The sequence below is a fragment of the Zobellella maritima genome (assembly GCF_003075035.1).
Classification (GTDB): domain Bacteria; phylum Pseudomonadota; class Gammaproteobacteria; order Enterobacterales; family Aeromonadaceae; genus Oceanimonas; species Oceanimonas maritima.
On record NZ_QCZE01000001.1, the window covers coordinates 960,615 to 983,461 of the forward strand.

Annotated in this window: 21 protein-coding genes; 16 read left to right on the forward strand and 5 right to left on the reverse strand. The window is 58.2% G+C overall.

Translation table 11 applies throughout. The features are described 5' to 3' along the window. Positions 1-8 precede the first annotated feature (8 nt). From fabD to DCS96_RS04420, 11 genes are all read left to right on the forward strand, one after another. On the forward strand, positions 9-944 hold the full coding sequence (fabD, locus tag DCS96_RS04370; protein WP_116473114.1) for an ACP S-malonyltransferase: 936 nt from the start codon (positions 9-11) through the stop codon (positions 942-944). Between the two features lie 184 nt (positions 945-1,128). After that, entirely contained in the window at positions 1,129-1,863 is a 735-nt protein-coding gene (fabG, locus tag DCS96_RS04375; protein WP_116473115.1) for a 3-oxoacyl-ACP reductase FabG, read from the forward strand. A 158-nt stretch (positions 1,864-2,021) separates the two neighbouring features. Next, positions 2,022-2,258 carry an acyl carrier protein gene (gene acpP, locus DCS96_RS04380; RefSeq protein WP_014292450.1) on the forward strand — a complete coding sequence of 79 codons (237 nt, stop codon included), beginning with the start codon at positions 2,022-2,024 and terminating at the stop codon, positions 2,256-2,258. Between the two features lie 75 nt (positions 2,259-2,333). Beyond that, positions 2,334-3,575, forward strand: a complete 1,242-nt coding sequence (gene fabF, locus DCS96_RS04385; RefSeq protein WP_116473116.1) for a beta-ketoacyl-ACP synthase II — start codon at positions 2,334-2,336, stop codon at positions 3,573-3,575. Positions 3,576-3,632: 57 nt separating this feature from the next. After that, positions 3,633-4,439 (forward strand): aminodeoxychorismate lyase, encoded by an 807-nt coding sequence (gene pabC / locus DCS96_RS04390; protein ID WP_116473117.1) that lies wholly within the window; start codon positions 3,633-3,635, stop codon positions 4,437-4,439. Next, positions 4,423-5,421 (forward strand): endolytic transglycosylase MltG, encoded by a 999-nt coding sequence (mltG, locus tag DCS96_RS04395; protein WP_116473118.1) that lies wholly within the window; start codon positions 4,423-4,425, stop codon positions 5,419-5,421. The genes pabC and mltG overlap by 17 nt, the downstream gene beginning before the upstream one ends. Before the next feature lie 3 nt (positions 5,422-5,424). After that, positions 5,425-6,048: a dTMP kinase gene (tmk, locus tag DCS96_RS04400; protein ID WP_116473119.1), complete on the forward strand. Its 624-nt coding sequence runs from the start codon at positions 5,425-5,427 to the stop codon at positions 6,046-6,048. Then, on the forward strand, positions 6,033-6,998 hold the full coding sequence (holB, locus tag DCS96_RS04405; protein WP_116473120.1) for a DNA polymerase III subunit delta': 966 nt from the start codon (positions 6,033-6,035) through the stop codon (positions 6,996-6,998). The genes tmk and holB overlap by 16 nt, the downstream gene beginning before the upstream one ends. After that, complete coding sequence (locus DCS96_RS04410) at positions 6,988-7,776, forward strand: TatD family hydrolase (RefSeq protein WP_116473121.1); 789 nt, start codon at positions 6,988-6,990, stop codon at positions 7,774-7,776. The genes holB and DCS96_RS04410 overlap by 11 nt, the downstream gene beginning before the upstream one ends. 143 nt (positions 7,777-7,919) lie before the next feature. Continuing rightward, positions 7,920-8,336: an NfeD family protein gene (locus DCS96_RS04415; protein WP_232818182.1), complete on the forward strand. Its 417-nt coding sequence runs from the start codon at positions 7,920-7,922 to the stop codon at positions 8,334-8,336. Between the two features lie 26 nt (positions 8,337-8,362). Then, positions 8,363-9,316, forward strand: a complete 954-nt coding sequence (locus DCS96_RS04420; protein WP_116473122.1) for an SPFH domain-containing protein — start codon at positions 8,363-8,365, stop codon at positions 9,314-9,316. A 91-nt stretch (positions 9,317-9,407) separates the two neighbouring features. Here the strand turns inward: DCS96_RS04420 and DCS96_RS04425 are convergent, their stop codons facing one another. From DCS96_RS04425 to DCS96_RS04440, 4 genes are all read right to left on the reverse strand, one after another. Next, positions 9,408-10,586 carry a Bcr/CflA family multidrug efflux MFS transporter gene (locus DCS96_RS04425; RefSeq protein WP_116473123.1) on the reverse strand — a complete coding sequence of 393 codons (1,179 nt, stop codon included), beginning with the start codon at positions 10,584-10,586 and terminating at the stop codon, positions 9,408-9,410. A 305-nt stretch (positions 10,587-10,891) separates the two neighbouring features. After that, entirely contained in the window at positions 10,892-13,438 is a 2,547-nt protein-coding gene (locus DCS96_RS04430) for an MlaD family protein (RefSeq protein WP_116473124.1), read from the reverse strand. Beyond that, positions 13,438-14,049, reverse strand: coding sequence for a paraquat-inducible protein A (locus DCS96_RS04435; RefSeq protein WP_116473125.1), 612 nt, complete (start codon positions 14,047-14,049; stop codon positions 13,438-13,440). Before DCS96_RS04435 ends, DCS96_RS04430 begins: the two co-directional genes overlap by 1 nt. Further along, on the reverse strand, positions 14,042-14,677 hold the full coding sequence (locus tag DCS96_RS04440) for a paraquat-inducible protein A (protein ID WP_116473126.1): 636 nt from the start codon (positions 14,675-14,677) through the stop codon (positions 14,042-14,044). The genes DCS96_RS04435 and DCS96_RS04440 overlap by 8 nt, the downstream gene beginning before the upstream one ends. A gap of 101 nt (positions 14,678-14,778) precedes the next feature. Between DCS96_RS04440 and DCS96_RS04445 the strand changes: the two genes are divergently transcribed. Beyond that, positions 14,779-15,054, forward strand: coding sequence for a YebG family protein (locus tag DCS96_RS04445; RefSeq protein WP_116473127.1), 276 nt, complete (start codon positions 14,779-14,781; stop codon positions 15,052-15,054). A gap of 1 nt (position 15,055) precedes the next feature. Here the strand turns inward: DCS96_RS04445 and DCS96_RS04450 are convergent, their stop codons facing one another. Continuing rightward, positions 15,056-16,843 (reverse strand): ABC transporter ATP-binding protein, encoded by a 1,788-nt coding sequence (locus DCS96_RS04450; RefSeq protein WP_116473128.1) that lies wholly within the window; start codon positions 16,841-16,843, stop codon positions 15,056-15,058. A gap of 73 nt (positions 16,844-16,916) precedes the next feature. Between DCS96_RS04450 and DCS96_RS04455 the strand changes: the two genes are divergently transcribed. The 4 genes from DCS96_RS04455 to pepN all read left to right on the forward strand — a co-directional run bounded on the left by DCS96_RS04455 (position 16,917) and on the right by pepN (position 22,705). Next, the gene (locus tag DCS96_RS04455; RefSeq protein WP_116473129.1) at positions 16,917-17,375 is read left to right on the forward strand and encodes a GAF domain-containing protein; all 459 of its coding nucleotides are present in this window, start codon (positions 16,917-16,919) and stop codon (positions 17,373-17,375) included. Between the two features lie 87 nt (positions 17,376-17,462). Further along, positions 17,463-18,011 carry an RNA chaperone ProQ gene (proQ, locus tag DCS96_RS04460; protein WP_116473130.1) on the forward strand — a complete coding sequence of 183 codons (549 nt, stop codon included), beginning with the start codon at positions 17,463-17,465 and terminating at the stop codon, positions 18,009-18,011. A 10-nt stretch (positions 18,012-18,021) separates the two neighbouring features. Then, positions 18,022-20,028: a carboxy terminal-processing peptidase gene (gene prc / locus DCS96_RS04465; protein WP_116473131.1), complete on the forward strand. Its 2,007-nt coding sequence runs from the start codon at positions 18,022-18,024 to the stop codon at positions 20,026-20,028. Positions 20,029-20,104: 76 nt separating this feature from the next. Continuing rightward, entirely contained in the window at positions 20,105-22,705 is a 2,601-nt protein-coding gene (gene pepN, locus DCS96_RS04470; protein WP_116473132.1) for an aminopeptidase N, read from the forward strand. Positions 22,706-22,847 lie beyond the last annotated feature (142 nt).

A 22,847-nucleotide genomic window follows, 5' to 3' on the forward strand; every position in this document is an offset into this window, starting at 1 on the left:
GAAACAGAATGTCATTTGCCATTACCTTTCCCGGACAGGGATCTCAGGCGGTGGGTATGCTCGCGGGCGTGCTGGCCGACCATGACGTGGTGAAAAATACCTTTGCCGAGGCCTCGAGCGCCCTGGGTTATGATCTGGCCGAACTGGTGCTCCAGGGGCCGGCGGAAGAGCTGAACAAGACCTGGCGTACCCAACCGGCCCTGCTGACCGCCTCGGTCGCCCTGTGGCGGTTGTGGCAGCAGGAGGGTGGAGCCCAGCCTGCGGTGATGGCGGGTCACAGCCTGGGTGAGTATTCCGCCCTGGTGTGCGCCGGAGTGCTGAGCCTGAGCGATGCGGTCAAGCTGGTTGAGTTGCGAGGCCAGCTGATGCAGCAAGCGGTTCCCGAGGGCACCGGTGCCATGTCTGCCATTATCGGCCTGGACAACGAGACTATCATAGCTAACTGCGCCCAGGCGGAGCAGGGGGAAGTGGTCTCTGCTGTCAACTTCAACTCCCCCGGCCAGGTGGTGATCGCCGGCGACAAGGCGGCGGTCGAGCGGGCCAATGCCTTGATGAAGGCAAGTGGTGCCAAGCGCGCCCTGCCGCTGCCGGTCAGCGTGCCGTCCCATTGCGCCCTGATGCGCCCTGCCGCCGAGCAGCTGGCGCAGACCCTGGCGGCGATGACCTTCAATGTGCCCGCCATCCCGGTGGTCAACAATGTCGATGTGGCGCTGGAAATTGAGCCGGACCGGATCAAGGAGGCGCTTGTTCGTCAGCTATACAGTCCGGTGCGCTGGACCGAAACCGTCGAGTCGATGGCGGAGCAGGGCATCACCCTGGCGCTGGAGATGGGCCCGGGCAAGGTGCTGACCGGCCTGGCCAAGCGTATCGACAAACGGGTTGAAGGCCTGGCGGTGAACGACGCCGCCGGTCTGCAGCAGGCGCTGGCGGCGGCCACAGCCTGATAGTACATATATGCCGGGGAAGGTGGGGGTGGCCACGGCCTGCTGATGACAGCAGGCCGACTCGCCGTAAACCCGTCCCTGGGGGCTCGACGGCGCCATCCATGGCGCCAACGGTCGGCTTTGCTGTCTCCAGCAAGCCTTCTCCGGACGTCGGGCTCGTTTTAATAATGACGAAGGAGTCACTATGAGTTTTTCCGGTAAAGTGGTACTGGTCACCGGCGCCAGCCGGGGGATCGGTCGCGCCACCGCTGAATTGTTTGCCAGCCGTGGCGCGACCGTGATCGGGACCGCCACCAGTGAGAAGGGTGCCGAGGCCATCAGTGCCTATCTGGGCGAGCAGGGTGCGGGTCTGGTGCTGAATGTCACCGATGTGGACTCGTTGAATACCATGCTGGACACCATCAAGGCCCGCTTCGGTGATATCGATATCCTGGTTAATAACGCCGGCATCACCCGTGATAATCTGATGATGCGGATGAAGGATGATGAGTGGCAGGATATCCTGGACACCAACCTGACCTCGGTATTCCGCCTGTCCAAGGCGGTGTTGCGGACCATGATGAAGAAACGGTTTGGCCGTATCGTCACCATCGGCTCCGTGGTCGGTACCATGGGCAATGCCGGCCAGGCCAACTATGCGGCCGCCAAGGCCGGCCTGATTGGCTTCAGCAAGTCGCTGGGCCGGGAAGTGGCTTCCCGAGGCATTACCGTCAATGTGGTGGCGCCCGGATTTATCGAAACCGATATGACCCATGCATTGAATGAAGAGCAAAGGGCCGGTATCTTGTCACAGGTTCCGGCCCAGCGCCTGGGCGACCCCAAAGAGATCGCCTCCGCCGTGGCATTTTTAGCGTCAGAAGAAGCCGGCTATATTACCGGCGAAACACTGCACGTTAACGGCGGCATGTACATGGTTTGATGAAAATGACCGCAGTTGGAGGCTGTTTGACGGAAATTACTGCATTTTTAGCAAGAATTCTGGTTAGACCAGCCTCAAATAGGCTTGCAAACTGCGGTCAATTTAATACACTACCGCAACGACACGCACTTGCGTATTTCTAAAGGAAAATACTGGTCATGAGCAACATCGAAGAACGCGTAAAGAAAATCATTGTTGAACAACTGGGCGTTAAGGAAGAAGAAGTTAAATCCGAAGCCTCTTTTGTTGATGATCTGGGCGCTGACTCCCTGGACACAGTTGAGCTGGTAATGGCTCTGGAAGAAGAATTCGACACTGAAATTCCTGATGAAGAAGCGGAAAAAATCACCACTGTTCAAGCAGCGATTGATTACATCAACGCCAATCAGGAATAAAAAACCTGTACCGGGACGGCGCTCGCTGTCCCGGTTCTTTCCCTTTTGTACTAACCCCCTTTCGGAGGCGCTCCTGTGTCAAAACGCAGAGTCGTGGTGACTGGCCTCGGTATGCTCTCTCCTGTCGGAAACACGGTTGATTCCAGCTGGCAAGCCCTGTTGGCAGGTCAAAGCGGCATCACCAACATTGAGCACTTTGATACCACAGATTACACCACCAAGTTTGCCGGCCTGGTAAAGAATTTTGATCCCGAAGCCCATGGCATTGCCAAGAAAGAAGCTCGCAAGATGGATTTATTTATCCAGTACGGCGTGGCGGCTGGTTTGCAGGCGTTTGCCGACGCGGGTCTCGAGATCACAGACGCCAATGCCGACCGTGTTGGTGTGTCCATCGGTTCAGGCATCGGCGGTTTGGGCCTGATCGAACAGAATCATGCCAACCTGATGGCCAGTGGCCCGCGCAAGTTGAGTCCGTTCTTTGTACCCTCGACCATTATCAATATGGTGTCCGGTCATCTTTCCATCATGAAAGGCCTGCGCGGTCCCAATATTGCGGCGACGACTGCCTGTACCACTGGTACTCACAGCATTGGCCTGGCTGCCCGGATGATCGCCTATGGTGATGCCGACGCCATGCTGGCCGGCGGCACCGAGAAAGCTTCCACGCCGATGGGTATGGGTGGTTTCGCCGCGGCCCGGGCACTGTCGACCCGCAATGATGAGCCCGAGAAGGCCAGTCGCCCCTGGGATAAGGCCAGAGACGGCTTTGTGCTGGGTGACGGCGCCGGCGTTGTCATGCTGGAAGAGTACGAACATGCCAAGGCTCGTGGCGCCAAGATCTATGCCGAGCTGATCGGTTTCGGCATGAGTGGCGATGCCCATCATATGACGGCACCGCCCGATGACGGCAGCGGGGCCGCCAAGGCGATGATCAATGCCATCAAGGATGCGGGTATCGCCCCTGATGTTATCGGTTATGTCAACGCCCACGGCACCTCCACCCCGCTGGGTGATGTGGCCGAGCTGAAGGCGGTCAAGCAGGTGTTCGGTGACCATGCCTATCAGCTGATGGTCAGCTCCACCAAGTCGATGACTGGTCACCTGCTGGGCGCTGCAGGTGCGATTGAAGCCATCATAACTGTGTTGGCACTGAAAGATCAGCAGGTTCCCCCCACCATCAACCTGGACGACCCGGATGATGAGTGTGATCTGGATCTGGTACCTAATCAGGCCAAGTCCGGACAGTTTGATTACGCCCTGTCCAACTCCTTTGGGTTCGGCGGTACCAATGGCTCATTGATCTTCAAACGCATATAATGGCCCCAGGCCTGAAACAGCCCGGCCCGATGCCGGGCTTTTTTTTATTTGGAGATTATGGACGCCACTATCATTGATACCGACAGCTGTTCGGCCCTGCGACGGGGCTGGCAGCTGGGTGATGGACATTTCACCACCATCCATGGCCAGGCCGGTCGGCTCAGGCTGTGGCCCTATCACCAGGCTCGTCTGGCCGAGGCCTGTGCCAGGCTGCAGATGGTCGCACCCGACTGGGCCCGTCTCCATGAGGCGGCCCTGGCACAGGTTGCCGGTAACGACGAGCAGGTGCTGCGTATCAGCCTGCTGCGCGGTCCGGGGGCCCGCGGCTATGGTATTGCCGGCTGTGGGGAGACCACAGTGGTATTCAACCAGTCACCGTTTCCCGCTTATTATCACGACTGGCGGCAAACGGGGATAGCATTGGGACTATGCCGGGGGCGGTTGGGTAGCAGCCCGCTGCTGGCGGGATTGAAAACCATCAACCGGCTGGAACAGGTATTGCTAAAGGCAGAGCTGGAAGAGGCCGGCCTGGATGAAGGCCTGGTGCTCAATGAGGCGGATGAGCTGGTCGAGGCGGTGACCGCCAACCTGTTTTGGCGGCGGGGGCAGCAGGTCTTTACCCCGGATCTGTCCCGTGCCGGGGTGGCGGGTACCATGCGCAGCTGGGTGATCGACACCCTGGCTGAATGGGGGCAGAGGGTACAGCCGGTCAGGGCCGGACTCGCCGCCCTGCAGCAGGCCGACGAAATCTGGCTGACCAATGCGCTGATGGGGGTGGTGCCGGTGGCATCACTGACCGAGCGGGTGATAACCTCCTTTCCGACGGTTCGACAATTACAGTGTGAGTATGAAAAGCGTGTTTAAATGGCTTGGTCGTTTATCTTTCCTGGCGGCCTTTGGCCTGTTGGGTTTTGGTGCCCAGCAATGGTATCAGCTTGAAAATATGCCGGTGGCGTTGCAGGAAGAACCCCTGTTTGTGGTCGGCCGGGGGGAAACCAGCTCTCAGCTGATCAACCGGCTGAGCGCCGAACCTGTGGCGGCGCTGAGTCGCCGGCTGTGGCTGCGGCTGTCCCCCGAGTTGACTGCAGTGCGGCAGGGTACCTACCAGCTGTCCCCGGGCATGAGTGTGCGTGAGGCCTTGACCAAGTTCGTCAACGGCGATATTTACCGGCTGCAGGTGACCCTGGTGGAAGGCTTGCGCTTTCAGGACTGGCAGTCGCGGCTGAGTGAGGCCGAGTACCTGAATGTCGAGCTGACCGACCTGGATGAAGCGGAACTGCTCGCTCGACTGGGGAGCGAGCGGAGCAAGCTGGAAGGCCTGTTTCTACCGGAAACCTACAGCTATACCCCTGGCGATACCGATATTGCCATACTGGAACGCGCCTATCGCGAGATGCAGGACTTTCTGGCCAAGGCCTGGGCGGAACGGGCCCCTGATCTGCCGATCAAGACACCTTACGAGGCCCTGATTCTGGCATCCATCATCGAGAAGGAAACCGGCATCGCCGAAGAGCGGCCGATGATCGCCTCTGTGTTTGTCAACCGGTTGCGTCGAGGCATGCGCCTGCAGACGGATCCGACGGTGATTTATGGTCTGGGAGATGAATACCAGGGCGACATCCGCAAGCGGCACTTGCAAACCCATACGCCCTATAACACCTATATGATAGACGGCCTGCCGCCGACCCCCATCGCCATGCCCAGCAAGGAGGCAATACTGGCCACCCTGCAGCCGGCCGAGGGTGACTACTACTACTTTGTGGCCATGGGGGAGGGACGCCATTTTTTCTCCAAGACACTGGCCGAACATAACAAGGCCGTGCGCCGTTATATTCTAAACAGGTAAGCGATGAGTCGATTTATTGTCATTGAAGGGCTGGAAGGGGCGGGCAAGAGCACGGTCCAGGGCCATGTGGTTGACTGGCTCGTGGCCAAGGGGCTGCCGGTGATCACCACCCGGGAGCCCGGCGGCACGCCGCTGGCGGAAAAAATGCGCGCCCTGGTCAAGGACGTCCATGACGAGCCGCTGACCATGGAGGCCGAATTGTTGCTGATGTACGCCGCCCGGGTACAGCTGGTAAAGAATCGTATTCAGCCAGCGCTGGCGGCCGGTAGCTGGGTGGTGGGGGACCGTCATGATCTGTCGTCCCAAGCCTATCAGGGGGGCGGCCGGGGCATAGATGCCCGCTTGATTGCCCAGATTAAACAGGCGGTGCTGGGCGATTTTGTGCCGGATCTGACCCTGTATCTGGATATTGATCCGGCCCAGGGGCTGGCCCGAGCCCGGGCCCGGGGCGAGCTGGATCGTATTGAGCTGGAGCAGCTGGACTTTTTTATCCGCACCCGGGCCCGCTATCTTGAGCTGGCGAATGCGGATCCCCGTATCCTTGTCCTGGATGGCGGACTTCCACCGGAGCAGGTTAAAGCCGCTGTTCTTGCCTGCCTGGAGCAACAGCTATGTATCCCTGGTTAGTGCCCTCTTATCAGCGCTTGCAGCTACAGCTGCGCCAGGGGCGATTGGCTCACGCCCTGTTGTTGAGCGGAATCCAGGGGATGGGCAAGCAGTTGCTGGCCCATCATTTGGTCAAGACCATATTATGCCAACATGCAAATATGGCTCCTTGTGAACAGTGCCACGCCTGCAAGCTCCATCGAGCCGGCAACCATCCCGATTATCACGTATTCAACGGGCAGGATAACAAAATAGGGGTGGATGCCATCCGCTCTCTGGGCCGGATCGTGGCGGAAAGCGCCCGGCTCGGCGGCCCCAAGGCAGTACTGATTGAGCATGCGGATAACATGACCGAAGCTGCAGCCAATGCCCTGCTGAAAACCCTGGAAGAGCCGGCGGGCAAGACATACCTGATACTGACAAGCCATCAGCCGGAACGGCTGCTGCCAACCATACGCAGCCGTTGTCAGCAATGGGCCCTGGGCTTGCCCGCCGCCGCTCAGGTGTTGAGCTGGCTGGCGGAACAGGGGCACGAAGCCAATACCGCCATCCTTAATATCAATCAGGGCTCACCACTGCAGTGCCGGGATTACCTGGCTTCCGGCACAGACAGCCAGCGGCTGGGCCTGTTGCAGGACTTTGTGACGTTGTCGGCGCATCCTCAACGACTGTCACAACTGCAGTCCGCCTTGTTGGCGCAGCCGGTCACCTTGCACTGGCTGCATTTTCTGTTACAGGATGCGCTGCAACTGGCCCAGGGTCTGTCCCACTGGTTGCGGATGGAGGATTGTCGGGAGCTGAGCCGGCAATTGAGTGACCGGGGGAGCCATCGGCTACTGGTTGCCATCACCGGCTTGCGCCGGCTGGAGCAGGCGTTGACCCTGCCGACCGGACGTCCGCTGAATCGTTCCCTGCAACTCGGCCAGTGGCTGAACCAATGGATAATGAAAGGAGAGAAGTGTGCTGGTTGATTCTCACTGCCATATCGATCGTCTGGCATATGGTAAGAAACATGCCAATATCGCCGAAGTCATCAACAAGGCCGGGGCTCGTGGTGTTAACCATATGCTGTGCATCAGCGTGGGGCTGTCCTCGTTTCCGGCCATGCTCGAGACCATAGCACCCTATCCCCAGGTATTTGCCTCCTGCGGGGTGCACCCCCTGCATCAGAACGACGAGCGGTTCGATGCCACCCTGCTGCGCCAGCTTGCCGCCGACCCGGCGGTAGTGGCGATCGGCGAGACCGGCCTTGACTACTTCTATGCGCCGGAAACCAGAGATCTGCAACTGCCGGCCTTTGAACAGCATGTGGCAACGGCAGTCGAGCTCGACAAGCCACTGATCATTCATACCCGGGATGCCCAGCAGGACACCCTGGATATCCTGCGCCAGGGCCAGGCCCAACAGGTCGGCGGCGTTCTGCATTGCTTTACCGAGTCGCTGGCCATGGCCGAGGCGGCCATGGAGTTGGGGTTCTATATCTCTATTTCCGGTATCGTTACCTTTCGCAGTGCCGATGCCCTGCGGGAAGTGGTCAAGGCCCTCCCGCTGGAGCGCTTGTTGGTGGAGACCGACTCCCCCTGGCTGGCGCCGGTTCCCTTCAGAGGAGAAGAAAACGAGCCGGCTTATGTTCGCACCGTGGCCGAATATATCGCCCAACTGAAGGGGATCTCTCCGGAGCAGGTGGCAGAGCAGACCACCGCCAACTTCTTTGAGCTGTTTAAACTGGCCAAACCGGTCACCTCCTGATGGCATGAACAACGGAGAGCAGGGGAGGGTCCCATGCCTTCTTCCTGCTTTCCCGTTTCGTTAGTGATTGATTTCCCTTCCCTTGCTTCCTCCTCTATAGTAACTGTGTTTCATTTGTAGCCGATTTATCACAGGAACTTTCTATGTTGCTTGCCTGGCATCTCTGGCTGATCGCCGCCTTGATCTTGTTGTTGTTGGAGTTGCTGGGAACCGGCTTTTTTGCCTTTGCCCTGGGCCTGGCCGCCCTGGTCGCCATGATCTCGGCCCTGATGGGGCTGGAGGCGGCAGGCCAGTGGTTTACCTTCGCCATTGCCGCGGCCCTGATCGCTCCGGCACTCAAGGTATTATTTCGCCGGCTGGCGCCGTCACGGCGCAGCAGTGCCCTGGCCGGAGAGCGGGGAGAGCGGGAGGGAGAACTGGTACAGCTGGAAAACGGTGAATTCAGGCTGAAACTGGAAGGGGATCTGTTCCCCGTACGCAGTGAATCAAACCGGCCTCTGCTTGCCGGAGCCCGGGTCAAGGTGCGCCGTTTTGACGGTATCACCGCCTTAATCGACTGATTCTAATAATCGCTGAGGAGTGCGCAATGGATGCCATGCTACTGATCTCGCTGATCCTGACCGGATTGATACTGGCCTTGATCATCAAGGGGCTGATGATAGTGCAACAATCCGAGGCCGTGGTGATCGAACGCCTGGGAAGCTATAACAAGACCCTGAGCCCCGGTGTCAACTGGGTAATCCCCTTTATCGACAGGCCCAGGGCCATCAAGGTGCGCCGTTACCAGGCCATCGATGGTCAGAACGTGCCCGTAGTGCTGGAAGAAACACGCATCGATCGGCGGGAAACCGTACTCGACTTCCCCGGACAGGCGGTGATCACCGCCGACAATGTCAGCGTGACCGTTAACGGTGCCCTCTATTTTCAGGTGATTGACCCCGAGCGGGCGGTATACCAGACCGAAAACCTGATCCAGGCAATCGAGATCCTGGCCAAGACCTCCCTGCGTTCCGAAGTGGGCAAGATGGAACTCGACAAACTGTTCGAATCCCGCCAGGAGATCAATGACAAGTTGCAGCTGGTGATGGATGAGGCTGGCAATAAATGGGGGGTAAAGGTCACCCGGGTTGAAATCCAGGACATCAATATCCCGGTCGAAGTGGAGGACGCCATGCGCAAACAAATGGCCGCCGAGCGGGAACGGCGCGCCCTGGTATTGCGGGCCAGCGGTGAGCGGGAAGCCGCGATCGCGCAGGCCGAGGGGGAGAAACGTTCCAATATCCTGGTCGCGGAGGGTGAGAAAGAGGCCGCGATCCTGATGGCAGAAGGTCAGCGTCAGGCTATCGACAAGGTACTGGCGGCCGGCGGTGAACGGCTTGATCCCCAATTGGTCATCGGCTACCTGCTGGGCCTGGAATACCTGAAAACGCTGCCGGACATCGGCAAGGAGGGAGATCGAATCTTCCTGCCCTATGAAGCCAGCAGCGTGCTGGGCGCGGTGGGCAGCCTGGAAGCCTTGCTGAAAAACACGCAGAAGTAAGCCTGGGAATGGGGAGTAGGGAATGGGGGCCCCAATCCCTACTCCCATTTAATACGCACTGATATTTAACATAATGTAAATAGTGGCGAAGTTAACGCTCGACACACAGCAGCCAATAGCACAGCGACGAAAGCATGGCACACAGGCTCATGGTCATCACCATGTAGAGTGGTGAGCTGTCGGGCAGGATTGATACCAGGGCTCCGATCAGGGCGGCCAGGCCGAAGCGCAGCGTCCCGGCGAGGGAAGAGGCGGTGCCTGCCAGGTTGGGGTTAGCAGTCAACAGGCTGGCCATGGTATTGCTGCCGATAATGGAGATCACGCCCACGTAGAACATGATGGGCACCACCAACGACCAGAGACCCAAACCGAGCGCAGGGCCCACCGGCATCAGCAGGCCGGCACCCAGCTGAATAAACAGCCCGGCTCTCAACATATTCCGGGAACCCAGGCGACGTACCCATTTGCCGTTCAGGGTGGTGAACAGCATCAGGGTCAGCACATTGACCCCGAACAGATAGCCGGTCTGATGGGCTGGCAGGCCATACAGCTCGATATAGATAAAGGAGGCGCCTGTCAGGAAAGCGAACATACCGGCAAAGGAAAAGGCGCCGCACAGCATGAAGCCAATGGCTTGCCGTTCGGTCAGCAGCCGCAGATAACTGCGCAGCACTGCGGCCAGCCGAAGGGACTGGCGCCGCTCTGGTTCCAGGGTTTCCGGCAATCGCCAGGCGCAGGCCAGCATCACCAGCAAGGCGACCGCGGCCAATACCCAAAAGATGGAGCGCCAGCCAAACCAGTGGGTCAGATGGCCGCCAATCATGGGCGCCGCCAACGGCGCTATCGTCATCACCAGGGTGATGTAGGCCATGGTGCGGGCAAAGTCTTCTCGCTCAAACAGATCCCGCACCAGGGCCTGTACCACCACGGCCGAGGCGGCACCGGCAAAGCCCTGGGTAGCGCGGGCCAGGGTGAGCGCCTCGATACCCGCGGCCATGGCGCAGATCAGCGCGGTAACGGCAAACGCCAATATTCCCCCCAGCAGTACCGGACGCCGGCCCTTGGCATCGGACAGGGGGCCAAACAACAGCTGGCCGACGGCAAAGCCGGCGGTATATACCGCCAGGGTTGCCTGCACACTGTGGGAGTTGCTGGCGAGCGATTCGGCAATTGCGGGCATGGCCGGCAGATACATGTCGATGGCCAGGGGGGTGAGGGCGGAGACGGCGCCCAACAGTATGATGAGCGGCAGGGTGGAGGAAGATGACATTGATTGCGGATATTCCACTGGGTCGGCCAAGCGGCTCCATCGGCTTGCCGTCGACAAAAAAAGCCAGGTACAAAATCCGTGTACCTGGCCTAGGGGAATGGCTCATATGCTGAGCCGTGCGCTAGTGAGAAGTCACCAAAAAAGGTGCACTTCTGATTAACTATTAGTAGAAATACATGTTATTGCCAACTTATCAGGCAAAACCTGCTGTCTAAATAGTTATATTGGCACTTACCGTTGCTCGAACAACCATCCCCATTTGGCACTCTACAGCTTACCGCCTGACGTTCTCAGGCTCAACCTGCTCAGGGCACAAACACCGGATTCCAGGCCTGCCAGTCTTTGCGGGCTTCGGAATACAGGGTGAAACGGCTGCCGGCCGGCACCGCAGGCCCCGCATCGGGCGGGGTATTAAAGGCAATCCCCCCGGTGGCCAGGCTTTCCAGGCTGGCGAATTCAATTTCGGCCCCGGTAAAACCCAACTCAGCCCGTACCCCGGAAACATTCCAGAAGCGGCTGCCTTCGCGCACCAGGTGATGATAATCGGGGTCGATATCCAGGGCGATAGCCACATGGCTACCATCCCTGGCCAGGCCGATATGGGACACCTGACCGACCTTGACTCGCCGGAAATAGACTGGGCTACCGATATTGAGGTTATGGCTGTCGGCGCTGGTCAGGGTGATAAGCGTGCCCGAGGCGGGCGCCTGTTCGGTCAGGATAAAGGTCTCCCGGGGTTTGCCCTTACCCGGGCTGGCGGCGATAAAGGCTCCCCGCCAGATGCTATCCAGATTCCTGGCGCCGGACAGGGATAATGACAGGTTCTCCACTACAAACCGGCTGCCCTGGTTCAAAAACTGTGGGGCATAGCGGCCATCAATCTCGCCCATAAACTGCACCTGATCCAGATCCGATGACAGCCACAGTTGTTTGATCCTGCCGATTTCCAGCCCCAGGTGACGGATCGGGGCACCGGGCTTGATGCCCAGGCTGTGGTCGGCAATAAAGCTGACCGGAACCCGATGCGCCAGGGCTTCTTCCTGATCCGGGTAAAGCCAGTGAGCCTGTTTACGCAGCCGGGGATGGCGGTCGAAGGCAAGGCCGCCGGCCAGCAGGCGGGACAGGTTGGGCAGGATCACCCGTGCACCATCAAAGCCGACCTTGGCATCCAGCGCCGGCAGCCGCCAGAAGATGGCACGGGTATCCAGGCGATCCCGGTATTCAGGCTCAATCGCCAGTACCAGGCTTATCCCGCTCGCATGGGGCCGAATGGTTCGGATTTCACCGGCCTTTAGCCCCCTATGGTAGATGGGCGTCCCCACCTGCAGCCCGTCGGCATTGTCGGTTTCCAGCTTCCATTCGATAAAGGGGGCGATACGGCCGGCCGCCTGCTCATCGGCAAACAGACGATCACTGCTGCTGTCGGACAAGACCATGCCGATGCCGCCCTTAAGCCAGGTAGTGAGCGGTGCGGCCTGCACCGTCACCCCTTCGATGCCGGCTTGCACATGCAGCGGTGACAGTCGGTAAAAACGGGCCTTGGGCAGGAAGGACGCATACTGCTCCTCAATCGCCAGCCGCAGATGTGCCTGACCATCAGACTTCAGCCTGGCCTCTGCCACATAACCCACCGTTTGACCCTTGAAGACGATCGGCGCCTGCTCGCTGAGCCCGGCCAGGGTGTCGGTCTGCAGGGTGAGCAGATGGACGTTGTCCAGGTTGCCCTGGGTTACCCTGATGCTCTTGCTCGGTTCACCAGGCTCATAATCGAGCAGCAGACGGGGGCCGGAAAAAAGATCGGGCAGGTTTTCCAACAGACCGTCACCAAGGGCAGGACGCACCAACCGTAGGCGGCTGTTGTTGGTGATGCGGAATGCATGTTCGGGATCGATCAGGGCGCGCACATCCAGGCTGCCTTCGGCCCCCACATTGACGCGGGTGATGCGGCCGACTTCCAGGCCCCGGTAGTAAATGCCCATGCCGGTCTTGAGGGTAACGCCCTGATTCGTTTGCAGCTTGATGCGCACGCCACGACGGGCAGCATCCAGATTGGCATACAGGGTAAAGGTACTGCCGCTGTCCGCTTCGGGCGATTCGGCCGGCGCGTCGAAGGCAATGCCCCCGGCGAGCAGGGCGGCAACACTGGCCGTTTCCACCTCGATGCCGCCGGGACCGAGTTTGGCCTTGATACCACTGACATTCCAGAAGCGGCTGTTGGTGCGTACCAGGCTTTGGTAACCCGGCTCGATGTTGAGTTCGAGGATCACCCCGTCCTGCTCGTCCGACAGCTGCACATTATTGATATTGCCCACATTAACCCCCCGGAAATAGACCGGGGAGCCCACCGACAGGGAATCCAGATGACCCGTTTTCAGCCGGATCAACTTGCCGTCTATGCCATAGCCCACGGGAGCATTGTCCAGGGCCCGGTATTGCTTCATCTCACCCCCTTCCGCCTGCCCAGGCTGCATGCTGATATAGTTGCCCGAGACCAGGGCATCCAGGCCGGATATCTCGGTGAGCGACGCTTTGGGTCTGACCAGCCAGAACTGGGTATCCGAGGTCAGCAGGTGACGGGCATGATGATCGATGCGTACTTCTACGATAACGCCGCTGCCTGAATCGGCCAGCCATATGTCCTGTACCTGCCCGACTTCCACCCCCTGGTATTGCACCAGGGTCTTGTTCGGCACTATGCCGTTGGCCTTGTCGAAGTGAATTTCGATGGTTGTGCCCGCCTGGCTGAACTGCTGATAGAGGAAGCTGCCGGCCAGCAGGATCGCCAGCAGGGGCAGCAACCAGATAGGGGAAAAACGGTGATGTTTACGGATTACAGGTTCGGCACCTTGCATCAGGCTTCCTTGGACTCGTTATCGTTATCCTGATCCCACAACAGGCGGGTATCAAGGGACTTGGCAGCAAACAGGGTCAGCACCACCACACCACCAAAGGCGGTGGCCGCAGGCCCGGGAGTAACATTGAGCAACAGTCCCCTGTCGATGGCGGACATCATCAGGGCAATCACAAATAAATCGAGTATCGACCAACGACCGATAAACTCGATAAAGCGATACAGACGCATGGCGGCGGCCTGATTGAGCGGCCCACCGATCTTCAGGCGCAGGCAGATCCAGGACAGACCCAGGATCTTGAACAGAGGCACAATCACGCTGGCCACCAGCACTATGGTGGCGATGCCGGGCATGTCATTGCGGTAGAGGCTCATCACCCCGGAAAAGATGGTATCCGCATCCACGACGCCGAAGGCTTGTAACCGGGTGATCGGCAGCAGGTTGGCCGGCAGCATCAGGGCGCTCGCGGAAATCAGCCAGGCCCAGGTCCAGCTGAGTGAACGGGGAGTGCGCAGATGCAGATGAGCTCCGCAACGGGGACAGGCACTCAGCTCCCGCCAGCGCACCAGCTTATGACAACGGTGACAGCCAATCAAGGCGACATCATTCATTTTGACTGTCCTCTGCAGGGGGCGGCAAGGCGTCCAGGCGGCGCCAATAGATTTCCGGATCGTAGAGGCGGTGCACCAGGGTGATCAGCAGCATCAAGGCCACCAGTGGGACCAGTGCGGGTCCGAGGGTAAGATCGGCCACATCGATCAGCTTGAAAATAGCCACCATCAGGCTGATCACAAACACCTCCACCATGGACCACTCCCGGCAATGGTTGACCAGTACCAGCAGGCCGACCAGCATGCGTCGCGGCCAGATGTCGAGCGACAGCAGTATGATGCCGATGAAGAGTCCTAATGGCGCCAGCAGGCCACACCAGGCCACCAGGCCGCAGACGAACCAGTAATCCTGCCGCCACAGCAGGAGGATACCCTTGAGCATGGTCACGTCGATCATCTGGCCGGCCAGATAGAGCTGAAACAGGTTTTCCGCGACTGATGGCCACAACAACAGCAGCCCGGTGATGGCCAGTGCCAGGTGATGACGTCGGCTGGTCTGGCTGCCGGAAAAAAGGTGTTCGGCACAGCGGGGACAATAGCCGTCGGCCCGGGTATTAAGGGTTTCAATCATGACCACCAAGTCACAGCTTGGGCAGGTCATCACGCTGCGTTCGGGAGTTTCATTCATGGCACAAGATTACTGAGCAACACCAACTTTGCCAAGCACCACTTGCATTTAACAGTGAGGAATAATACTGTATTTATATACATGCCTTACCGGAGACCGAGATGGCCGTTACCCTGCAATACCTGGTAGTACGAAACGGGATAACAAAAATGACCTTTACCGATAAAAAAGAGGCGGATGCTTATGATCGCCTGCTTGATCTGGCGGATCAGATAGACGAGCTGCTGTCTACCGGCCCGGTTGAGCTGAATGAACAGGACAGGGAGAACCTGGCCCTGTTCCTGGCCCAGTCCCAGGACAGGCTCATCGGCTTGAGCAAGAAAAAGCCTGCCAGGACGAAGGAAAAATCACCAGACACCGTCAAGGCGGTCGCCTGAATCAGTAATACAGGGTTCGGTATAAACCGGGCTGGGCCAGCAGTTCGTGATGGGTACCGGCCTGGCTTATCCGTCCGTCTTCAAACACCAGTACCCGATCGGCCTGACGCACTGAACTCAGGCGGTGCGCCACTATCAGGGTGGTGCGCTGGTGCAGAAAACTGGCCAGGGCCTGATGCAATTTTTGCTCGGTTTCCGTGTCCAGGGCCGAGGTTGCCTCGTCCAGGATTACGATCGCCGGATCCTTCAGCACCATGCGGGCAATAGCCAGCCGTTGTTGCTGACCACCGGACAAACGGATGCCACGACGGCCGATCTCGGTATCCAGCCCCTGATCCATGGCGGCGACGACATCGTCCAGCTGGGCAACCCGCAGTGCCTGCCACAGCGCCGGATCCTCATGTTGGTCTCCGAGACAAAGGTTAGCCCTGACCGTATCGTTAAACAGCACAGGTTGTTGCAGCACACTCGCCACATGTTCCCTGATGGTGGCAAAACCGATGTCATCCGAACTCAGGTCACCGAAGCGGATTTCGCCTTTATCGGCAGGATACAGGCCGAGCAGCAACTGGATAAAGGTGGACTTGCCGCCACCACTGGCGCCCACCAGCGCAACCTTCTCGCCGGCGGCGATAGAGAGGCTGACATTATCCAGTACCTTGCGCTCGCCATTATAGGAAAAGCTCAGGTTGGATACCTCGATCGGCAGGGTGGTGACGCCTGCGAAGGGGTTGCTGCCGCCTTTTCTCTGAGGTTCTCCACCCAGACACAGCAGGCCGTTGATACGCTTGAGGGCGGCACTGGCTGCGTAAAAGGAATACTGCATGTTAAGCAGCTCCTGCACCGGTCCCATCATAAACCAGAGGTAGCTGAACACAGCGAAGATCTGGCCGACGGTCAGGTCCGTATAGAGCACCATGATCATGCCCACGGCGCGAAACAACTCGACCCCCGATAAAAACAGCAGGAAGCTGGCTCGCCCGGCGGCCTCGCTCTTCCAGGCATACTCGATGGCGGTATCCCTGACTCCCCGGGCACGATCGATGACCCGCAACAGATAATGCCGCTCCCGGTTGGCGGCACGGATTTCATGAATACCATCCAGGGTTTCCACCAGGGCCTGTTGGAACAGTTCGAAGGCGCTGTTTTCCTGGCGTTTCAAACGCTTGACCTTGGCACCGATGCGACTGGAGAAAAAGACCACGACCGGATTGAGCAGCAGGATAAACAATCCCAGCTGCCAGTTGATCAGCAGCAGGATGACGGCGGTGCCTACCACGCTCAGCAGGCTGATCAGCAGCCGGCTCAGGGTCTCTCCCAGAAATTTGTCCAGGGTTTCCACGTCGGTAACATAATGGGAGCTGACACTGCCGGCGCCGATGGCTTCGAAAGAGCGCAGCGAGGTCTTCATCAGCTGCCGGGCCAGCCGCCGACGGATCTGAAAGGTCAAATGTTTGGCCACCCGGGCAAAGTGACGCCCCTGGATAATGTTGAATACCAGTGCCAGGCTGCGCAGCAACAGGGTGATCGCCAGCACTGCCAGTATATAGCCCACCCCGGTCTGCCAAGGGGTCGGCAGCAGATGGTCCAGGCCGGCAAGCAGGGTGCCCGGCGTGTCGAGCAGCACTTCATCGACCAGCAGGGGCATCAGCAGGGGGACGGGCACCGCCAACAGGGTGCCGATCAAGGCAACCAGGTGGGCATAGATCAGTATTTTTCGGTGGCGCTTCATCATGCGCACCAGATCAGACCACTGTAAAACCGGCAGCATGAGGTTTTTTTTATCCATCAATCACCATATCTGGTTTTCATTTTGGCAAAGGGCAGGTAAGTTAGGCGAAAATTAATGACTGCATTCCCTTATGACTGAAAAATCTGCATTTTACCAAAGCCTTACCCAACAGGCATTAGCCTTGTGTGATGGTGAGCCCAATCGGATTGCCAAACTCGCCAACTTGTCGGCCCTGCTCAACCTGGCCCTGGACGATATCAACTGGGTCGGTTTCTATTTACGGGAACAGGACAGCCTGGTGCTGGGCCCTTTCCAGGGGAAACCCGCCTGTGTCCGTATTCCCATGGGTAAAGGCGTCTGTGGCAGCGCCGCCGCCTCAGGCCGCATCCAGCGCATCGCCAATGTACATGAATTTGCCGGTCATATCGCTTGTGATGGTGCGAGCAATGCAGAAATCGTATTGCCGCTGGGGCAGGGTGACGAGGTCTGGGGGGTGCTGGATATAGACAGTCCCAGTTATGGCCGTTTTGATGAGCAGGACGAAACGGGACTGGCACAATTAGTGACACAAGTATTACCCCTTCTGTAACCCGGGGGTCGCTTTTACCGGCGCTCCCTTTATAATAACAAGGTTAGGTTGGGCACCACGCCCACAGGTCTGAATCCAAGGTATTACATGGAAAACACTGAAAAACTGAAAAACAGTAAAGAAGTCATCGCCTATCTGGCAGAACTTTTCCCCCATTGCTTTATTGCCGCCGGTGAAGCCAAGCCGTTGAAGATTGGTATCTTCCAGGACTTGGCCGAGCGTCTGGCAGACGATCCCAAGGTATCGAAAACCCTGCTGCGTACTGCCTTGCGCCAGTATACATCCAGCTGGCGTTACCTGCATGGGCTTAAGGCCGGCATGAACCGGGTGGATCTCGATGGCCAGCCTTGTGGGGAGTTGACCCAGGAACATATAGACCATGCCAAGGGCGCCCTGAAGGAAAGCAAGGAAAAAGTCTTCGGAGCCCGCAAAAATGACAAGCCGGCCGTTAAAAAGGCCCGTCCCAAGCCACGCAAGGTTGATCCCGCGAACTTGAGTGTGGAACAGAATGTCAAAGTCGTATTGGGTAAGTCTCCGGTACCCGCTACCATCAAAGAAGTGACCCGGGACGATGTCCAGGTAGAGCTCAGAACCGGCCTGTCGGTCCGAGTCAAATTTGATCATCTTATTCTCTAAGGAGTAGGGTTTGAGCAGTCATGTAATTCGCTTGTCCCTGGTTGCTGCCGGCATCATGGCGGCGGGCATGGTGGCGGCAGTGCCCGCTACCTATGATATCTCCGCCATTCCTAGCCTGGCGCCGGAAACACAGCATTCGGCCGCCAGCAAGCGGATTACCGCGTTGTTTACCCGTTCCCACTATCAGCAGTTTCAACTTAACGACGCCTTCTCCGAAGAGATTTTCAACCGTTATGTTGAAAGCCTGGATTTCAGTAAAAATATTTTTACCCAGGCAGATATAGCGCGTTTCAAGCGCTATGAGCACCTTTTTGACGACACGCTGCGGGCAGGAAGGCTGGAGCCTGCATTTGAAATGTACAACGAAAGTCTCAAGCGGCGTTACGAACGCCTGGTGTATGCGCTTTCTCTGCTCGATACGCCCATGACTTTTGACGGGGATGACAGCTACCAGTTTGATCGCAGCGAGGCAGACTGGCCGAAAGACAGGGCCGAGCTGGACCGGCTGTGGTATTCCCGGGTCAAGTATGATGCCCTGAGTCTGACCCTGGCCGACAAGGACTGGGATGAAGTCAAGGAAACACTGACCAAGCGCTATAATAACGCCATCAAACGCCTGACCCAGAGTGAAAGCGAAGATGCCTTCCAGGGATTCGCCAATGCTTTTGCCCGAGCCATCGAACCCCATACCAGTTATCTCAGTCCGCGTAACGCCGAGCGTTTTGAAACCGAGATGAACCTGTCCCTCGAAGGGATTGGGGCCGTATTGCAGGCCGAAGACGACTATACGGTGATCCGCTCGCTGGTGCCTGGCGGCCCTGCCGCCAAATCCAACGAGTTGCAGCCGGACGATCGCATTATCGGGGTGGGCCAGCATGCCGAGGAAATTACCGATGTGATTGGCTGGCGCCTGGATGAAGTGGTGGATCTGATCAAGGGTCCCAAGGGCACCAAGGTCTGGCTGCAGATCCAACGGGGACAGGCTGCCACCGTCCCTCCCAGGGTCATCGAACTGACCCGCGATACCGTGCGCCTTGAGGACAGGGCCGCCAGCGGCGAGGTTGTGGAGGTAGAGGGTAACCGGATAGGGGTGGTGAATATCCCCAGTTTCTATGTCAACCTGAGTGTGGATGTAGCCAAGGAGATAGAGAAGCTCAAGGCCGAAAACATCAGCGGCCTGGTTATCGATCTGCGGTCCAACGGCGGCGGCGCCCTGACCGAAGCCTCGACCCTGACCGGACTCTTTATCGACAGTGGACCTGTGGTGCAGATCCGTGATGGATTGGGCCGTATCTCGGTGAACAGCGATGATGACAATCAGCTGGCATATTCCGGTCCTATGACGGTACTGGTTGATCGCTATTCGGCCTCGGCTTCCGAAATTTTTGCCGCGGCCATGAAGGATTACGGCCGCGCCCTGATCCTGGGCGAGAATACCTTCGGCAAGGGCACGGTACAGCAGCACAGAAGCCTGTCGCGCATCTATGATCTGTACGAAAATCCCATGGGTTTCATCCAGTTTACCATTGCCAAGTTTTATCGCATCAACGGCGGCAGCACCCAGAACAAGGGGGTGGCGCCGGATATTCCGTTTCCGACCGCGATAGAAGCGGAAGAAAGCGGGGAGAGCATGGAAAAAAATGCGCTGCCTTGGGATCAAATTTCCAGCCTGAATTTCAGTAAGGTCAATGATCTTAAGCCGCTGTTGAACAAGCTGCGCACCCGTCACCAGGCGCGTATCGAAACAGATCCTGAATTCACCTATATCTTCGACGATATCAAGGAATTCAAACGGCTAAAGGATCAGGATTCGATTTCGCTCAACCTGGCCAAGCGCAAGGCCGAACTGGATGAGCAGGATGCCAAGTCCCTGGCCCGGCTCAACGACCGCCTGGCCCGTGCCGGACAACAGCCGGTCGCGTCTCTGGATGACGCCCCGGCCGATTTTGAAGCGGAAGACAGCTATCTGAAAGAAGCCGCCCGGATCACCGCCGATCTGGCGAAGCTGGTCGGTTAATTCTTCACAACCCGGATATCGTCAATATCCGGGTTTTCTTTTTAAAGCCCACCTGACTTTAACGAGATCCCCACTTATGAGCCAGAATAAGCCCCAAACACAATATCGAGACGATTATCAGCCGCCGCTCTACTGGATAGATACCCTGGATCTGGATATTGATCTGGACGACAGCCAGACCGAGGTCGTGGCCATCAGCCGGGTGCGACGTAATGGCGACCATAACGAGCCCCTGGTGCTCGATGGCGAGCAGCTGGACTTGCTGGACGTGGCCATCAATGGCCTGGCGACCGAGCAGTATGAGCAGAACGATGACAAACTTGTCCTGCCTTCCGTTCCACAGGAATTCGTGCTGACCATCAAGACCCGCATCAATCCGGCTGCCAATACTGCCCTTGAGGGCCTCTACAAGTCCGGTGATGCCTACTGTACCCAATGCGAAGCCCAAGGCTTCAGGCGGATTACCTATTACCTGGACCGGCCCGACATCCTGGCCCGATTCAGCACCCGGATCACCGCCGATAAACAGGCCTGTCCCTATCTGTTGTCCAATGGCAACAAGGTGGGGCAGGGGAATCTGGAGAATGGCCGGCACTGGGTGCAGTGGCAGGATCCTTATCCCAAACCGGCCTATCTGTTTGCCCTGGTCGCCGGTGATTTCGACCTGTTGCAAGACACGTTCACCACCCGCAGCGGCCGTCGTGTGGCCCTGGAGATCTTTGTCAACAAGGGCAATCTGCACCGGGCCGGGCACGCCATGGACAGCCTCAAGGCCTCGATGCAGTGGGACGAAGAGCGCTGTAACCTGGAATACGATCTCGACATCTATATGATAGTGGCGGTGGATTTCTTCAACATGGGCGCCATGGAAAACAAGGGCCTGAATGTATTCAACGACAAATTCGTGCTGGCCGACGCCAATACCGCTACCGATGATGATTATCTCGATATCGAGCGGGTCATTGGTCATGAATATTTTCACAACTGGACCGGCAACCGGGTTACCTGCCGGGACTGGTTTCAACTGTCCTTGAAGGAAGGGCTAACCGTATTCAGGGATCAGGAGTTCTCCTCGGATCTGGGCTCCCGTAGTGTCAATCGTATCCGCAATGTGCGCATTATCCGCGGTCCCCAGTTTGCCGAGGACGCCGGCCCCATGGCGCACCCGATTCGTCCGGATGCGGTGATCGAAATGAACAACTTCTACACCCTGACTGTGTACGAAAAGGGCTCGGAAGTGATCCGCATGCTGCACACCCTGCTCGGCGAGCGAGATTTCCAGAGCGGGCTCAGCCTGTATCTGCGCCGCCATGATGGCCAGGCTGCAACCTGTGACGACTTCATCGCCGCCATGAGCGAGGCCAGCGGCCGGGACCTGTCCCGGTTCCAGCGCTGGTATGCCCAGTCGGGCACCCCGGTGTTGACGGTGCGTGACCACTACGATGCCGCTACCGGCCGTTATCAGCTGCAGGTAAAACAACACACGCCACCGACAGCGGATCAAAAAGAAAAACTGCCGCTGCATATTCCCTTGAGTATGGCGCTCTATAGCGAACAGGGTGACGCCATTCCCCTGATATGCCAGGGGCAGCCGCGGGCAGCGGTGCTGGATGTACTGGACGCCGAGCACTGCTTTGTGTTCGAGCAGGTACCCAGCCGTCCGGTACCCGCCCTGTTGCAGGGGTTCTCGGCTCCGGTCAAGCTTGACTATCCTTATACGGATAAACAACTGGCGTTGCTGGCCAAGTGCAGCAATGATGAGTTTGTGCGCTGGGATGCGGTCCAGATGCTGATCAACCAGGCGGTGAAAGACAACATGGCCGCTGCCTCGCAACAGCTGGTGCTGCCCCAAACCCTGGTTGAAGTGTTCCGTACCCTGCTCGAGGACGAGGAGCTGGATCCGGCACTGCAGGCGGAGATGCTGACGCTGCCCAGCGTCAGTAGCCTGATTGAATTGTTCGAGCAGGTGGATATCGATGCTCTGGCGCGAGTACGACAGCACCTGCTCCGGGAGCTGGCCAAGGCCCTGCAGCCCTTGTGGGCCCAGACCTATGCCCGCTTGCAGACTCCCGAATACCGCATCCTGCACCAGGATATGGCCAAACGGGCATTGAAAAATGTCGCCCTGGGCTACCTTGCCGAGGCCGGTGAGGAAGAGTTGATCGAGCGTCAATATCGACAGGCCAACAACATGACCGACACCCTGGCCGCCCTTGGTGCGGCCAACAGGGCGGGTCTGACTTGCCGTGCACCATTGATGGCCGACTTTGAAGCCAAGTGGCGCCAGGACGGCCTGGTACTGGACAACTGGTTCCGTCTGCAGGCCACGGCGCCTGCCGAGGATACCCTGGAAAATGTCGGCAGGCTGATGCAGCACCCTACCTTCAGCCTGAACAACCCTAACCGTGTGCGTGCCTTGATCGGCGCCTTCTGTAGCGCCAACCCGGTGCATTTTCACCGTCCCGATGGGGCCGGTTACGACTTGCTGGTATCCGTACTGGAGCAGCTGAACAGCAGCAACCCTCAGTTGGCTTCCCGACTGTTGACGCCATTGATTCAGTTTGCCCGCTTCGATGCGCCACGTCAGCAATTAATGCGGTCCCGCCTGCAGCAACTGATGGATAAAACGGATCTGGCCCGGGACCTGTTCGAGAAGATCAGCAAGGCCCTGGCATAAGCGGCATTGCCGGTTCCTGACAGGCATCGGCATTCGCCCGCGCATATAAAAAAGCCCCAAACCGGGGCTTTTTTGCATTATTTATCGATTAAATTTAAATAGTTAATATTCAATACGATTAATTATTCAAGGTAGAAGAGAA